This window comes from Pelagicoccus albus (assembly GCF_014230145.1).
Taxonomy (GTDB): domain Bacteria; phylum Verrucomicrobiota; class Verrucomicrobiia; order Opitutales; family Opitutaceae; genus Pelagicoccus; species Pelagicoccus albus.
In genome coordinates this window covers 915868-932036 of sequence record NZ_JACHVC010000012.1, presented here as the reverse complement: position 1 = coordinate 932036, position 16169 = coordinate 915868, and the positions used below count along the sequence as shown (strand labels likewise).

The window sequence follows — 16169 nt, the reverse complement described above, 5'->3', positions numbered from 1 at the left end:
TCAGGCAGCTTGAGCGGATAATTTCGCTCGCCATTCGCGGACGCCCATCACGCACAAAACGAGGAAGACGGCGTAGAGTCCGGAGGTGAGATAGAGCTCCTTGTAGGCGTAGACCGCCACCGCGACGATATCGACCGCGATCCAGAAATGCCAGTTTTGCAGCTTCTTTTTAGCCATCAGCCATTGAGCGACGAGGCTGGTCACGGTGGTGAAGGCATCCGGATAAGGGACAACCGCGTCGGTGAAGCGATGCATAAGCCAACCCCAAGCGACGGAGCCCAGTAAACAGACAGCTGACCAGATCAAGATGCTATTTCGGCTCAATTCTTCGATGGGAGCTTTGTCCCGATCTTTGCCTCCATACATCCAGTGGTACCAGCCATAGAATTGCATCCCCACGTAGAAAATGTGCAGACCAAAGTCGGAGTAGAGCTTGGCCTGATAGAATATGTAGACGTAGAGGGAGACCTGAACCAGCCCGGCCGGCCAGCACCAGATACTCTCTTTCACCACGAGCCAAACACATGCCAGGCCGAACACGACCGCGATCGCTTCGATGAGTGTCATAGGGCTAGTCTAGTGCGTGGTTGTGGGTCCATAGTTTCGCGAAAAGAGCTTACCTTCAGGTGATTAGCGAATTCCCGTTAAACGTCTAGCATTGAAAACCACCGTCCGGAATACCGCCTCACTCTTCGGCTGGCTTCGAGTGGAGCTCTAGCCATTTCTCTTCCCAATCGCGGTAGTAGCCCTTCTGGTTCGCTTGGTGAACGTAGAGGTTTAGCCAATTTAGCCAGGCTTCGTCTCCTCGCGGAAGGAGGTATCCAAAGTCCTCTACCGTGAAAGGCTCGGACGGATGGGAGGCGGCGAGCCCGGGCAGTTTCTTTTCAAAGATCATGGCCTCCACGTTGTCGGTGATCATGACGTCGAACTCGCCTGCCAGGACTTTTCCGGGGATCGACAGGTTGTCTTCGACGACTGTTACATTGGCTTGTGGCAGCATTTGGCGGACGAAGCGTTCGTTGGTCCCACCCGGATTGACGCCGACTCTGACGGAAGGCTGGTTGAGGTCCGCGATCGTCGACAGTTTGGATACATCGGCTTCCCGAACGAGGGGACATTTTCCCGTTTGAAAGTAGGGTTCGGTGATGTAGACCTGTGTCTGGCGGCTTAGGGTTCGAGTGATGCCGCCGACCGCGAGATCGTAACGATCTTCAAGGATTCCCTCAACTAGGGTCGGCCAGGTCGTTCCCTCGATATGCAGCTCTACGCCGAGTTTGGCGGCGATGTCTTTGGCTGCATCGATATCGATGCCTTCGTACTCTTCGGTTTTGGGGTTGAGGTAGGTGAAGGGTTTAAAGTCGCCGGTCGTCCCAACGGTGAGGTATCCGCGTTCAAGAATGAGATCCAAGCGAGAGGTCTCTTTATCGGCGGATACCGGCGCTAGCAATGTGGCGAGGCCAAGGAAGATAGATAGGAGTATACGAGAGGTCATGGGCAGGCTCGCCTGCAGGTTGCGTGCCTGAGGCGCCGAAAGCGATTTTGCGTAAAATAGTGGCCAGAAATCTCTAGAATTTCGGATCCGGAGGCAGTGCTTGCGGTCAAAGTCCCTTATGCATTCCAGCGATACCGGTGACGGAAGTGATAGTGAAGGCGATGGCCTCGCAGATCAGATTTATCAGATCGAACGATCCCTAATTCGCGAAAATTGGCTGCCTTTCAGTCTGAGAGGAATGTTGGCCATGGAATTGCCAAGTATGGCAATGGTGGCCCGTGGAAAGGGACGCCGTTGGCGCCAGCGTCTTTCGTCCCAGCTTTTGACCCTGTCCCTCGCTTGTTGGGCGATCGGTCCGAGTCCGATGGAGTCTGAAACGATGTCCAAGCTGCAAGCCCTAGATCGCGAACTTCAGCACGAGGTTGATACCAATTCGCACGGATCTTTCGATTAGCCGGGTTTAGGATACCCGAGCCAGATATTTGAGGGACAGCGATCGGATTGGATCGTGCATATTTCCTAGTTTGGTGAGTCGCAAAACGAGGCAAACTGCAATCGAATCTGGCAGTTTGCATTTGTTTGTCGGCATTTGTCTGACTCGTCGTTGGGACGGTGAAGATTTTCCTTCTTTCGATCGTTGCGGTGAGCTAGCCCATACATAATCGCCCGTCTTCCTAGGGAAACGGGCTTCTAAGGCGTTATTTCTTAGGGTCCTGTTCGGCTGTGTAGTCGTATCGGAAATACAAAATCCGAGAATTCGACCGGCCAACTTTATCCTTTGGCGCGAAAGAGGCGATTGCCTGCTTCGTCCGATGAACGGGCACGATTTTGGAGACTATTGTTATGAACGAGATAATCTTAGATTTACCGCTGGGCGCTGGCGTCTTGGATGAGGGAGTAGGCTTTAAGGTTTGGGCGCCAAACGCGGATGCCGTTTCGGTAGTGGGAGACTGGAACGATTGGGATGAGGAAGCGGATGAGTTAACCCGGGATGAAGGAGGTAACTGGTCGGGCATCTGTGCCGGGGCGAAACCCGGATCGCATTACAAGTTTGTAGTGAAAAATGGTGACAAGCGGATGGAGCGGATCGATCCGCGAGCTCGCGAAGTGACCAACTCCGTCGGTAACGGAATCGTTTATGCGGATGATTTCGACTGGGAAGACGATGACTTCGAACTCCCGCCTCATAACGAACTGGTCGTTTACGAAGTTCACGCCCGCACTTTCGCAGAGCTCGAAAAGGAGGGAAATCGCGACAAGCCTGTTCTCGACCTTGTCTGTGAGAAGTTGGACTACCTGCAAGGCCTCGGGATCAACGCCCTGGAAATCATGCCGGTGGCGGAGTTCGCCGGCGATATTTCCTGGGGCTACAACCCATCGCACATTTATGCGGTAGAAAGCAGCTATGGTGGCCCAGATGCTCTTAAGCGCCTCGTCAAGGAAGCCCACCGGCGAGGTATCGGTGTGATTCTTGATGTGGTTTACAACCACTTCGGGCCGAGCGACCTCGATATCTGGCAGTTCGACGGCTGGGACGAGAATGGGCTGGGAGGAATATACTTTTATAATGACTGGAAGGCAGAGACGCCCTGGGGGCAAACTCGACCGGATTACGGTCGTGGAGAGGTGTGCCAGTACATCCATGACAACGCCATGATGTGGCTGCAGGAGTTTCGCGTGGATGGACTCCGCTATGACATGACACTCTACATCCGCAGTGTGCGAGCCGACGGAGCGGATCATTTGCCCGACGGTCTCGAACTCATCCGTTGGATCAACAAGGACGCTCGCGAGCTACCAGAGGGAAAGATCCTGATCGCGGAAGACTTGCAGAACGAGCCGCAGTTGACAGATGCTCTGGAACACGGCGGGGCTGGATTTCACGCCCAGTGGGATGCTGCCTTCGTTCATCCGGTACGTGATGTTTTGATACAACCAGAGGACTCCAGCAGATCGATGCAGAAGATTTGCGATGCGCTGACTTTCCGCTACAATGGAGATGCCTTTCAACGAGTCGTGTATACAGAATCTCATGACGAAGTTGCGAACGGCCAAGCTCGAGTCGCTCACGAAATCGATGCGGAAAACGAGACCGGCTTTCATGCAAGCGCTCGGGTGGGAATAGGAGCTTGCCTCGCCTTGACCGCTCCCGGAGTGCCGATGTTATTCCAAGGACAAGAGTTCTTGGAGGGGGATTGGTTTTCAGATGACAAGCCGGTTGACTGGTCTCGTCGAGACGAGGTCAAAGGTATGGTCCGGTTGTTCGGGGACTTGATCGAAGCTCGGTTGAACAAGAGTGGCAACTCCGCTGGATTGACGGGGCAGGGAATTGAGATCCTACATTGTAACGAGGCGGACAATATTCTCTCTTTTCACCGCTGGCGGGATCACGGGGAGGGTGACGATGTGATGGTTTTCATCAATCTAGGCAACCAAGAGCATGTGAAATACAAGCTCGGTTTTCCAGCCCCGGGTCTCTGGAACTGTCTGGTAAACTCAGCCTCCGACGAATATCACCGACCGGAGAGCATTTCTGAAGAGGGGGACAAACGAGCCAAGCTGGAAGCCTATGACTCTGCCGATGCGAGCGCTTCCATTAACCTAGCTCCGTATTCTTTTCTCGTTTTCAGCCTAGCCAAGATTCGTGATGTTGCGGCTGACTAATTTCGTCAGGTCAAAAATAGGGGATCCTAGAGGAGCCAGCACCATGGGCTGCAATTACGGAGCTTGGCGACTCAAGTGTATCCATAAAATTATACGCCTGGGTTAATCAAGAGCAGTTCAATTTCGCTAAAGTGAAAGGCCAAGCCATCCGTTGCGTTAAGCTCGCTTTGGAAGAGGCAGGAATGGATTTGCCGGAGCCGATCCATCGGGTGCGTCTCGAGAATGCCGGACCCTTTGTTTCGCAAGCCTCTTCACCAGTTTCGCCGAAAGTCCAGAAGCGGAAATCCAACGATCGCGAGCCGGCAGAAGATTTGCGGGCTGATACTGCCTTGGAAAAGCAGGTTAAGGAGGAGGCAGAGCGAGCGGGGAAAGATAACTTGTTGTTTGAAGAAACTCCGTTGGAGTAGTCTGCTTTAGGGTTTGGTGCCCTAGCATTAGTATGTGAGCAACGGTGAGGCACCGCGAAAATTATGAAAAAGTTTTGGTCCGGGACTAGATCTCGATTATTCCCCTTTGGATTGCGACAGTGACGGCTTCGGTTCGAGCTGCAACCTGCATCTTGCCGAGAATGTTTTTGATATGGTCTTTCACCGTGTAGTCTGAAATTTGCAGCTGGCTGGCTATTTCTTTATTCGATTTGCCGTGGGCTATTTCAGAGAGGACTTCGATTTCGCGAGGTGTAAGGGTTTCATGGGTTTTGCGGATGGCAAGACGACTGGACACGTCTCGAGGTATCCATTTTCGACCCGCGTAGACTTCGCGGATTGCGTCGAGTAAATCGTCCCCTATCGAACTCTTGAGGATGTATCCATTTGCTCCCGCATCAAAGGCTCTGAAGATATCCTCGTCCCCGTTGAAAGCGGAAAATACGATGATCCCGCAGTCAGGGAACTCGCTTTTAATTGCCTTAATCGTGGGCGCTCCTCCGCCCTCTGGCATTCGCAGATCCAATAGGGCGATATCGGGCTGGTGGGCTCGGGATTGCTCGATCGCGGACTTACCTGAGTTGGCTTGGCAGACAACGAGCATATCTCCCGCTGTACCTATCAGCGAGACCAAGCCTGTACGGACGATGTAGTGGTCATCGGCGACGAGGATTCGTATTTTTTCGTCAGCGTGCATTTGGGATCTTAATTTTGGGGCGATGCCTCTTGGGATTTACGTGGGGTGAAGGGAATCGTTACCTGAATTTGGGTGCCATGGCGAGGCCTGGATTCGATAGTGAGAGATCCATGGATACGTTGAGCCCTCTCTCTCATGCCTAGTAAACCGTAGTGATGCTCGGCCGACTCTATGTTTGCATTGACGTCGAAGCCTTGGCCGTCGTCCTTAACGATTAGGGAAAGCTGGTTTGGCTCAAATGAAAGCTGTACCCAAACATTGGATGCGTTTGCATGCTTAGCGATGTTGGTCATCGCCTCGTGGCCGATTCTTAATATGTTTTCTTCGAGGGTTTCAGGCAAGCGTTGCCGCAGCCCGGTGATCTCAAAATGGCTTTTTAACTGTATGCTTTCCGCCAATCTTTCCATGTTTTGGCGTAGGGCTTGCGGTAGGTCGAATTGCTCGAGCTCTCTAGATCTCAAGTCCCAGATCGACTGTCGGAGTTCGAGCTGGCTTTGCTGGAGCCAGCGGCGGGCGAGGCGAACATGGTGTTCCGCTTTATTCGGTTCGGTGAATAGTTTCGTGGCTGTATCAAGTTGGAGGCTTATACCGGTGAGGGCTTGTTCTAGAGTGTCGTGGAGATCTCTCGCTAAGCGGGTGCGTTCGGCGATGGTCGCTTTGAACTCCAGTTGTGAAGCTTTGCGTGCAGTCATCTCAGTCTGTAGCTGGTTTGACCGGTCGACGACCTTTTGTTCTAGGTTTTCGTTAGCTTCTCGAAGTTGGTCCTGCGCTTCTTGCTTTTCTCTGACGAGTATTTTGAGGGTCGCATTTTTCTTCGAAACGGTGAGCGACCAAGTGGTGGCAATGAGAAGCAAGACTGCGAGTACTGCTAAGCCTGCCAGCAGCTTCTTGGGTGTGATCCAGCTGGGGTGGGCGAGCACGACTATATCTTGCAAGTCGGAGAGGAGGAGTTGAACGGATTTTAATTCGATAGGTTCCTCAATGACGGAGAAGCAAACGCCCTCTGCTTTGATGACGCTCCCGATGGGGGCAATTGTTTCAATCGGGTCTACCGAAGAGTTCTCGTATTCCACATTGAAGGTCAGGTCCTTTCCTTGAATTAACCATGTGGTGGCATTCCCGATACGGTTCCCGTTGGCATCCAGGATTTGGCGCGTGGTCCGGTCGAGGACCTTGCCTTCAAGCGTAATCCGCTCCCCATGGTGAAGCCCGCGTTTTAGCTCTTCAAAGGTGACAGGGACGGCAGAAAAATCAGGTGGTGGTACGTTCACTGGACGAAACTCTGCATCGTTTAAAACGGGAAGGTGTTGCTCTATCTCGAGAAATCCTACGACTTCCACCGTGTCGCCTACTTCAACCCCTTCTGTGTGGGAACTCGTAATGCGGAGGGCTGCTGTGTCGTCCTGGATGAAAACGCGTGATCCCATGCTTTTGTGGGTAACTGTGCCTAAAATGCGAATACGGTTATCCGATCCCATGCCTGGTCTGTGTTGAGCGACTCGGTTTATAGGGATAGGGTCGCTAGCAAAAGGATTGTGCTCTTCGTGCGAGATCACTTCGAAATCCTCTGGACGGGAGACGTAGACTCCTACGCCTGTAAGGTGCCGGAGGTCTTGAATATAGTGAGTCGCAGTGGCTCCACGAGCAAGGACCTTGGAAGCGATCAGGGAGTCTGGGTCGGGGATCGCTTCGATAGGGGTCCATACTTCGAGCCGATGCCCTCCGATGGCTAGAGTGAGGGAAGCGTGATCGGTATTGATTTCAACTGCTCGCACGATCCCTCGTACTTCGACCCTCTTTCCATCGAATACGCCCAAGACCAGATCTTCTATCGCGACGGGCAAGGCAGCAGGTAGCGGAGCGGTACCAAGGACTTTCCACCTAGGTTTTGCGATAATGGGCGCGAATGCTCCCGGGTGGCTCTCGCCCGTGATTTGGATGAGCGAGCTCACCGGGGGCGTTTGGTCTCCGTAATATTCTACCCAGACTCCGCCTGTATCGTCTTGGATAAAAAATTGTCCTTCCCAGCTAGGCTCAGCAGCTGTCACAACGCCGGTCACGCTGATTTGGAGCTGCCTTCCTGCCACGTTATCAGATAGGGCCGAGATCTCTGCGATGGTCCGAAGCGGTTGTTCTGGCGACGGTTCTTTTTGGGCAGGGGAGATTGTGCTTCCTATGACTAAGGCAGCTAAGCAAAGGGGTTTGAGGAAGTTTATCACTTTGAAGGGGTTTCGTGATCCTAGCGCATTCCAAAGATGGGGCATCCCTATTAAGAGGGATGCGGCGGTCGGGAAATATTGTTAGAAGTTAAACAAGATTAACCCCATCGATCAATCCCTGCCTGCACCCGACCCCAGGTGGTGGACAAACGGTGTAGAACCCAAAGACCGATATGAAAACCCCGATTATTAGCGCTCTGGCGATAGCCTTAGCGGCCTGTTCTATGAACGTGAACGCAAAAGAACCGAAGAAATCGACTTGGACCGAGGTCATTCCTTATGCCACGGCTAAGGATACCGATCTTCGACTGACGGAGCAAAAGGCCTTGAGTTTCGAGCCGTTTGGCCAACCGCTCGAAACGGAAGCCATGATCTGGCTAGATACGACCCACACATTCCAAAGTTTTGTTGGAGTGGGGGCTGCCATCACCGATGCGGCAGCGGAGACTTTTGCGAAATTGCCAGCTGACAAGCAGGAAGCGCTTTTAAGTGCCTACTTTGATCCGGCGGAGGGGATAGGATACACCCTGGCACGCACGCACATCGCAAGCTGCGATTTCTCTAGTTCGATGTACGATTATGTCGATGAGGGCGATGCGTCTTTGGACAGTTTTGATGTAAGCCTGGACGAGCGCTACCGGATACCGATGATTAAGCGAGCCATGGAGGTGGCTGGAGACGATCTCAAGCTCTACGCTAGCCCTTGGTCCCCCCCCGCATGGATGAAAGATAGCGGAAACCGATTGAGGGGCGGGAAGTTGTTGCCCGAGTTTAGGGATGCTTGGGCCCGGCACTTCGTTAAGTTTATCGAGGAGTACGAATCCCGTGGTATGCCAATGTGGGGGCTAACTGTTCAAAATGAACCCATGGCCGTGCAGACTTGGGAATCATGCGTATTCACGGCCGAAGAAGAGCGAGACTTTGTACGCGATCATCTTGGGCCTGCCTTGGAGTCTGCAGGAATGAGCGACAAAAAGCTTATCGTTTGGGATCATAACCGAGATTTGATCTACCAGAGGGCGAGCACGATCTTGAATGATGCAGAAGCCGCCAAATACGTTTGGGGAGTAGGCTTCCACTGGTATGAGCCGTGGACAGGTGGAGATATGCAATTCTACAATCTTCAGCAGGTCGCAGAATCGTATCCAGATTTTAAGCTCGTTTTTACCGAGGGTTGTGCTGAGAGCTTCGATGCGACTCGCTGGGATGCTTGGGAGCTGGGTGAGCGTTACGGGCATTCGATGGTGAGCGACTTCAAGGCAGGTACCGTAGCCTGGACGGACTGGAATATTCTACTCAACGAAAGGGGAGGGCCTAACCATGTCGGCAACTACTGTTTCGCTCCGGTCCACGCTAACACAAATGAGGGGGAGCTGATATTTACTAACTCATATTATTACATTGGCCACTTTTCCAAATTCATAAAGCCCGGGGCTAAGCGCATAGCTAGCTCGTCGTCCCGCGACCAAATTCGAGAAGTCGCGTTTTTGAATCCTGATGGAAGCTTAGCTCTGGTCGTTCTCAACGAAACCGAGGAGCCACTTGAGTTCAGGATTTTGATAGATGGAAACGCGGCGAAAACTACGAGTCTGCCACGCTCCATCAGCACCTATATCTTGCGGTAGATTAGTGCCTGTTTTGTGCACTGTTGATTAAGCCCATTGTAATCAATAATAGGATACGGACTGCATTTACGCACTATGATGTTCTACTTCACTTAAGGTGTTCTAAAACACGGGAACCCATACCCCTCCAAAGGGGGATGCGGTAAATATCCCAATTCTCTATTATTTTTCTCAACCCCAAATTATACGTGAACTGCCCCGGTCACGGCTTGCTTTGTCTAGCGATGAGAAGCTGCGTCTGGCTAGGGCGAACCCCAAAAACACATGTCTAACTGCACTAATATTCGTCGATTGCTGCGTGTGATGCCCCTCGTCGCTTCAGTCGGCTTCAGTTTGAGCTATGCTCAAGAGAGTGAGGATCCTGAAGAAGAAATCCATGAACTCTCACCTTTCACCGTGGATGCGAGCGATGACCAAGGTTACCGCGCTACCAACACGATTTCGGGAACTCGACTGAATTCGGCGATCAAGGATATTCCTATGCCGATCGAAGTGGTGACCGAAGAGTTCCTTCGCGACACAGGTTCGAGCGACTTGCGGGAATCGCTTCGTTACAGCTCCGGGATTTTGCTTGAGAGTCAAAATGACTTTAGCTCGCCCGGAGGGGAAGCCTCGCAGACGCCGGGCAAGGTAAACAACCCCTCGGGACTCTCTGGAACTGCATATAGGACAAGCTTTAAGATTCGCGGTTTTCAGACTGACTCGGTCCTTAGAGACGGATTTAGGCGGCGTCATTCGACGGATTCGGTAAACATTCAGAGAGTCGAAGTTGTCCGGGGGCCTGCCTCTCTCCTCTATGGAGTGGGGAATTTTGGAGGTGTGATAAACTATCTGGTCAAGCAACCATCGGCGGAGCGCGAAGGCTCTGTTTCCGTAACCATGGGTTCGGATGACCTGAAGCGTACGACCTTTGACTACACCGATGGTCTGAACGAGAAGGGCACACTCGCATTCAGGGTGAGTGGAGCGTATCAGGATGTTGGATCATTCACGGATTTCGATACGGAAGAGCACTGGTTTATTGCTCCGATTCTTAGCTATCGCCCATGGGAGGGTACAGAAATTCTGGTAGACGGAGAGTTCGGAAAGCAAGAGCGAGACGGGATAGGCTGGAAGAGTCTGCGATCGGTGGCGAGCAACTTCATCAATTGGGATGGTGGCGAGGCAGGGGGCTTTCTTGAGGTCGATGGCCGTGATCCCAAGACCTTTCGTTGGAGCGGTCCCGATACCTATAACCACAACGAGTCCTCCAACTTGGAGCTCAAGCTAACGCAGAAGCTCATGGAGAACATGTATTTTCTCGTGGGGGCCAACAGTTCATCATTCGACTACGAACAGCGTGACAATTTGGCTTCGCTCGAGTTGGCTAGCAATCGTTCGCAAGCTCCCGACTGGGCGATTGGCGATGTGAACTTCGAGGCCATCAGCCCCGAGGCGGTTGGAATCACGACAGGAGTTCAGCCGGCGGTTATCGCTTACCAGTGGGAAGATAAGAAGGAGTACAATACGACGGACCAGATTCGAGCGGAATTAAACTACAGCTTTAGCTTGTTCGAAGAAAAAAGCGAGCTGTTCGGGTTTCAGGGAGATTTGCTTTTTGGATACACTGACACCACTGAAGAAAGGGAATTTCACACTTTTGGCACGCCTGGAGATGGAGCGAATTTCCACAACCCTACGGATCCGAGCTATTTCCGATTTGGAATCCAAGGCGACGGCGTGACGACTGACGTCGTAATGCGTGAGCAGCGCAATGAACGATTTGAGACCAGCAACGACGCGTTTTATGGTGTCTTTCAGGGGCGTTTTCTTGACGAGCGCTTAATGCTTATCGCAGGGGCCCGCCGAGATTGGACATCGAATCTGACCGAGATTCAGAACCCGCAGTATCGAGTGGATGGTTCAGTCGGGGGAAGTTTGGATACAGTACTTACTGCCTCGGAGGAGACGTCTGAGACGACTTACCAGAGCGGAGTGAGCTTCAGGATCAACAAAGCAATCTCGCTTTACGCCATGAGTTCAGAAGGGGTTCAGCCTAACTTCGCGGGCTATGTCGATTTCAGGGGTGTGCCCATCACCGCAGCACTGGCGAAGAACGAAGAGTTCGGGCTAAAGTTTGAGCTGTTCGATGGTAAGCTCTCTGGTACCTTCAGCAAATTCGATATTACTCGGAAACGTTCGCCGGTAGGCAATCCAAGTAGCGTCTGGTATGCACCCGTACTTACCGATGCGAATCGTTTCGATCCGAATAGCCCCATCGTATACAACATAAGCCAATGGAATCCAGAAAATGGAGGCGCCTTCCAGTCGGCGTTGGCGGCTCAGGATCAGTGGTACGATGCAGTGGCAGCAGGATCGATCTACCAGGCTACAAATTCAGCCGGTTCGACCAATTGGTACGTGAACGCGTCTAGCGCGGAGGGGGCAGCGTTTATGGATGCCTACACGGCGGCAACCTACACTACTGGAGAGTTGGGGTGGCATGGGTGGATCTATGATCAAGATAGTCTGACGAACAATGCTACGCTCGACTACAATGGAGGCAGCCCTCCAGGCCCGATAGGAAACACAGCGGTGGCTCTGGGCTCGGACGCATCGACTGGTTGGGATACGCAATTTGTTTATTCCCCGACCGAAGAACTGCAGATTGTCGTGAGCTGGGCTCACACCGAAAAGAAGGTTATAAATGCGGGTGGATGGATAGAGTATCCATATCCTGAAGACCGTTGGGCGGTTTGGTATTCGCCGCACACTTGGGCTGGTCTTGGGGGGCTTCCTATCGATGAGGTCTACACCGACTGGACCGATACTTCTACTCGAATAAGCGCGGGCACAGGCTTGGCTCTCGATGATACTCCGGAGGACCAGGGGAGCCTTTGGGCAAACTACTCGTTTAGTGAAGGTTCTCGTTTGGACGGATTCAGTTTTGCCATCGGCGCTTCCTACGAGGGCCCTCGCCAGTATTTCTCTGGAATCACTCATGGAGGGGGAGCGATTATTCCTGACGAGGATGGTGATCCGCTTACCCTCTACACAGATTCCCGCTTCCAACTGGATGCGATGCTAAAGTACCGATTTCTCATCGGTGAAAACGTCGCTTCCGTCCAGTTGAATGTGAACAATGTGGAAGACACCCAGAAGCTGTTTGGCCATGTCTATCAGGCTCCAAGATCTTGGAGGGTTTCTTTTGATTATGATTTCTGATCGATCGTAAATTGGGTGAATAGGGAGCCCCTCAATAGGGCTCCCTATTTGTTTTTATACAAAAGATGAATACGGTGCATTGTTTTAAGTTTTTGAGAGTTGGAGCGTTTTTCTCTGCGCTGATTTCAAGTCTATCAGCGGAAACCTCGGTCGAGGTTTGGGTAACCGATGAGGATCTCGAGAGAAGATTGGATCGGCTCGAGGATGTCTCTTTCAATGCGTCGGAGGAAGACGCGTCGCTCGTTGTCAGTGTAGATGAGAGCCAAGTATATCAAGAAATCGATGGCTGGGGAGTTTCGCTGACCGGTGCTTCTTCATGGTTGCTGACGGAGCAACTGAGCCAGGAAAAGCGTGAGGAAGTGATGGAGAATCTGTTCGGCCCCGAGGGGATTGGCTTGACGATGCTACGGCAGACGATGGGGGCCTCGGACTTTAATCGAGAAATCTACAGTTACAGCGATGGAGAAGCGGATCCCGATCTAGATAGGTTCTCGATAGATCCGGATCGTGAATACATTTTGCCAAGATTGAAGGAAGCGTTGGCGATTAACCCGCAAGTAAAGGTGATGGCTTCTCCTTGGAGTCCTCCGGGCTGGATGAAGACCTCCGGAAATATGATAGGTGGAACTTTGAGCAACGAACATTATCAGTCCAATGCTGACTATTTCGTGAGATTTATACAGGCCTACGAGGCGGAGGGGATACCAATTTATGCGGTTACGCCACAAAACGAACCTGGATATTCGCCAGCCCATTATCCGGGCATGATACTGACCAAGACGCAACAGATCCGATTTATCGGGGAAAATCTGGGGCCCACTTTAGAAGCCTCCGGATTAGGTAGGGTGAAAATAATTTGCCACGATCACAACTACGATGGCGTCGATATTCCTAGGTCTATTTTAGCGTCATCGGCTGGTGAATACGTAGCGGGTTCTGGGTTTCATCATTACGGTGGACCTATCCAGGCGATGAGTGAGCTGCAAAGTGAGTATCCTGAAAAAGGAATCTGGTTTACGGAAGGAGGGTTTGGTGAGTGGAATGATCATTTTGACAATATGGCTCATGAGATGATAGAAATTCCAAGAAATTGGGCCAAGGCGATTGTGCTTTGGAATGCGGCCTTAGATGAGAATAGTGGCCCGTCCGTCATCGGAGATGACAACCCGAATGAAGGGATGCTGATGATACGCTCGGACCAGATGAATCAAGTGACGTATCACGCCCAGTATTACCTCTTGGGCCACCTTAGTAAATTTGTGCGACCGGGGGCTGTTCGCATCGCGAGCCCGAGTTGGATAGGAGACGTGGAAACGGTGGCATTTCGAAATCTGGATGGATCAAAGGTCCTTGTAGCAGCCAATCGTAGCTACACGGATCGGAGTATTCGCGTGGAATGGATGGGCGAGAGCTTTGGCTATGCCCTGCCTGCTCGAAGTATGATGACCTTCCGGTGGAATGAAACAGGCCCTGACTGGTATACACGGCTGGAAGTAACGCGAAATAGGGGAGAGTCTTCAGGCTTTTTGTGCGAAATCGAAATCGACACTTCTAAGGCAGGTCCGATGTTTGACGTCGAGCAATCGTTCGATTTTGGCTTGTCTGGGTGGTCGAGAAGTTCGGTGGAAAAAATCGAAGAACTTGGCACGATCCAAAAGTGGATAGCAGAGAGTGAGGACGGTGTCTCTCAGGCTTTCTTCAGGGTGAACCGCTGGCGTTAGGACACCACTTACAGTTCTCTACCCGTCAGCTTTTTCGGATACGAATTTCAATAAAAGGGGGAATGCAGGTTCGGTCATGCCATGTCCGTATCCGTCCATTTCGTACAGGTTGATATCTTCGTGCCCAGCAACCTTCATCATGCGATAGAAGTAAGCATTCTCCTCGTAGCGCCCCAGCATCTCCAATTCGCGATCTCCGGTGATTAGTAGTGTGGGAGGAGCGTCTGGTCGCACGTAGTAGAGTGGAGCGAACTCATCGATGATCGGCTGTTTGCCGGAAATGCCTCGCTCGGCACGAACGGTGAAGTGCGTGATGGTGTGTCCACTGAAAGGGATCAGTCCGGCGATCGAATTAGCGTCTATACCGTGATCTCCGAGACGGTTTTTGTCGATGACGCTCATCATGGCAAGATATCCTCCCGCGGAATGGCCGGATACGAAAACCTTAGAGGGATCGCCATGGTAGCGTTCGATGTTTTTGATGGTCCAGGCGACTGCCGTCGTTGCGTCGACGATACAGTCCGCTGCTTTCACTTTAGGCGATAGCCGATAGCTTGGGGCAACGATCACAAAGCCCTTTTCGCGCAAGGCAGCTGGGATCTCCCGTTGCCCGCCTGTGAGGCCGCCGCCGTGAAACCAGATTATCACTGGCGCGAGCTCGTTGGCTTCCGGATAATGAATGTCCAATAGGGCTTTTTCCTGAGTGTAGGGATCTGGGTTTGATTCCGAGAAATAGGGTACGTCTAAGACGTCCCGGTAAGCGGCGCTTTGAGCTGAAGCGATCTGTATTAACAGAGAGGCTAGCAAAATGGGAATTAGGGCAAGGGGTCGTTTCATAAACTCGGTGGGGGTAAACGATTCGGTCCCAATTTCACCTTCGATACCGAAGGGTGTCAACTTTGCTGCTCAGGTCGCTACCGCCACTTTTGATTCGCTGGGAGACATGGATCGCAGTAGTACTATGAAACTGACCGCGGCGCAGGCCGCCATGGCGAGAATGATAGATAGCAGGTTTTGCGGGAGCAGGGTGGTCAAGGCGCTCAATAGGCCGGCTACGCCCGTGTAGGTCGCACCGAACAAGGCTGCCGCGGCTCCCCCGTTGTGTGGGAAGAATTCCAGAAAGCAGGCTTGAAGGTTGGAGGTCATGGCTCCCATCGCCCCGATGGTCAGCATCATTGCGGGCAAGAAGAAGTAGACGTTTAGATCCGCCAACGTGATGCCTACCAGCAAGGCGGCTCCTGCTATTTGGCAGAGCGTTGCGATGCGGAGGATCTTGATGGATGCCCAGCGCGATAGGAGCCACCGATTTGCCGTATTGAAAGTGAGCATGGTTGCGATATTGGCTGCAAAAAAGAGTGAGAATTGCGATTCGCTGAGTCCGAAATGTTCCTGGTAGATGAACGACGCGAAGGTGATGAAGATCATCATGATCGAGAAACAGCTCGCTTGCCAGATGAGGAAGAGTCGAGCCGGGCGGACCGCGAGGACTTCGCGGTAGCGGGTGAGCAGCGATTTTTTCTGGGTAACGGGTCCTCTTCTCGGGACGTCTTTGAGAATGACTTGTGTGGAAAGCGGGATGAGTAAGACCGCGTAAATAGATAATGCTCCGAATATGTAGTGCCAATTTCCGAGAGCGAGTATAGCGCTGCCAATGCTCGGTGCTATGCCCGGAGCGAGTACGACGATGAAGCCCATGATCGAGAAGAGCTTTGCCGCTTCCTGTCCGCTTATGCGATCGCGAACGAGAGCCGGGACGGAAACCACGACCCAACCCGCGCCAAACGCTTGGCAAGCTCTACCCACCAAGAGCGTAAACATAGATGGGGCAAAAGCGATTCCCAGGCTGGCGATTGCGTACATGACTAGCCCGGCGATGAGGACCTGGCGGCGACCAATTTGGTCGGAAAGGGCTCCGCCTATCAGTTGACTGAGGGCCAAGGCGAAAATGTAGATCGAGACGCTGCGAGAGACTTCCGCCAAGCTGACGTCCAGGGAGGCCGCGATGCTCGGAAAGGCCGGCAAATAGGTGTCCATCGAAAAGGGCGCGAGCATCATGGTGACTGCCATCGCGATGGTGAGAGAAAAAGGAATGGAACGTGTAGTCATCTCGTTTGCGTGAAAT

The 16169-nt window shown here is 52.4% G+C and carries 12 protein-coding genes; 6 read left to right on the top strand and 6 right to left on the bottom strand.

Annotated elements, in window-relative coordinates; all coding sequences use genetic code 11:
- Both pnuC and H5P27_RS13630 read right to left on the bottom strand, forming a co-directional pair.
- The gene (pnuC, locus tag H5P27_RS13635) at nt 1–567 is read right to left on the bottom strand and encodes a nicotinamide riboside transporter PnuC (RefSeq protein WP_185660953.1); all 567 of its coding nucleotides are present in this window, start codon (nt 565–567) and stop codon (nt 1–3) included.
- 118 nt (nt 568–685) lie between these two features.
- Nucleotides 686–1492 (bottom strand): transporter substrate-binding domain-containing protein, encoded by an 807-nt coding sequence (locus H5P27_RS13630; protein WP_185660952.1) that lies wholly within the window; start codon nt 1490–1492, stop codon nt 686–688.
- Between the two features lie 118 nt (nt 1493–1610).
- Here H5P27_RS13630 and H5P27_RS13625 point away from each other — a divergent pair, with 118 nt between their 5' ends.
- From H5P27_RS13625 to H5P27_RS13615, 3 genes are all read left to right on the top strand, one after another.
- Complete coding sequence (locus tag H5P27_RS13625) at nt 1611–1946, top strand: hypothetical protein (RefSeq protein ID WP_185660951.1); 336 nt, start codon at nt 1611–1613, stop codon at nt 1944–1946.
- A 389-nt stretch (nt 1947–2335) separates the two neighbouring features.
- The gene (locus tag H5P27_RS13620; RefSeq protein WP_185660950.1) at nt 2336–4156 is read left to right on the top strand and encodes an alpha-amylase family glycosyl hydrolase; all 1821 of its coding nucleotides are present in this window, start codon (nt 2336–2338) and stop codon (nt 4154–4156) included.
- A gap of 131 nt (nt 4157–4287) precedes the next feature.
- Nucleotides 4288–4563 (top strand): hypothetical protein, encoded by a 276-nt coding sequence (locus tag H5P27_RS13615; protein ID WP_185660949.1) that lies wholly within the window; start codon nt 4288–4290, stop codon nt 4561–4563.
- A gap of 85 nt (nt 4564–4648) precedes the next feature.
- Here the strand turns inward: H5P27_RS13615 and H5P27_RS13610 are convergent, their stop codons facing one another.
- Nucleotides 4649–5278: a response regulator gene (locus H5P27_RS13610; protein WP_185660948.1), complete on the bottom strand. Its 630-nt coding sequence runs from the start codon at nt 5276–5278 to the stop codon at nt 4649–4651.
- 8 nt (nt 5279–5286) lie between these two features.
- Nucleotides 5287–7497 carry a histidine kinase gene (locus H5P27_RS20105; RefSeq protein WP_185660947.1) on the bottom strand — a complete coding sequence of 737 codons (2211 nt, stop codon included), beginning with the start codon at nt 7495–7497 and terminating at the stop codon, nt 5287–5289.
- Nucleotides 7498–7670: 173 nt separating this feature from the next.
- On the opposite strand from H5P27_RS20105, the gene H5P27_RS13600 reads away from it, so the two are divergent.
- The 3 genes from H5P27_RS13600 to H5P27_RS13590 all read left to right on the top strand — a co-directional run bounded on the left by H5P27_RS13600 (nt 7671) and on the right by H5P27_RS13590 (nt 14047).
- The gene (locus H5P27_RS13600) at nt 7671–9122 is read left to right on the top strand and encodes a glycoside hydrolase family 30 protein (RefSeq protein ID WP_185660946.1); all 1452 of its coding nucleotides are present in this window, start codon (nt 7671–7673) and stop codon (nt 9120–9122) included.
- A 264-nt stretch (nt 9123–9386) separates the two neighbouring features.
- Nucleotides 9387–12326, top strand: a complete 2940-nt coding sequence (locus H5P27_RS13595) for a TonB-dependent siderophore receptor (protein ID WP_185660945.1) — start codon at nt 9387–9389, stop codon at nt 12324–12326.
- 65 nt (nt 12327–12391) lie between these two features.
- The gene (locus H5P27_RS13590) at nt 12392–14047 is read left to right on the top strand and encodes a glycoside hydrolase family 30 protein (protein WP_185660944.1); all 1656 of its coding nucleotides are present in this window, start codon (nt 12392–12394) and stop codon (nt 14045–14047) included.
- Nucleotides 14048–14065: 18 nt separating this feature from the next.
- On the opposite strand, the gene H5P27_RS13585 is transcribed toward H5P27_RS13590, so the two are convergent.
- Both H5P27_RS13585 and H5P27_RS13580 read right to left on the bottom strand, forming a co-directional pair.
- Nucleotides 14066–14884 carry an alpha/beta hydrolase gene (locus H5P27_RS13585; protein ID WP_185660943.1) on the bottom strand — a complete coding sequence of 273 codons (819 nt, stop codon included), beginning with the start codon at nt 14882–14884 and terminating at the stop codon, nt 14066–14068.
- Between the two features lie 69 nt (nt 14885–14953).
- On the bottom strand, nt 14954–16153 hold the full coding sequence (locus H5P27_RS13580) for a multidrug effflux MFS transporter (RefSeq protein ID WP_185660942.1): 1200 nt from the start codon (nt 16151–16153) through the stop codon (nt 14954–14956).
- Between the last annotated feature and the right edge of the window lie 16 nt (nt 16154–16169).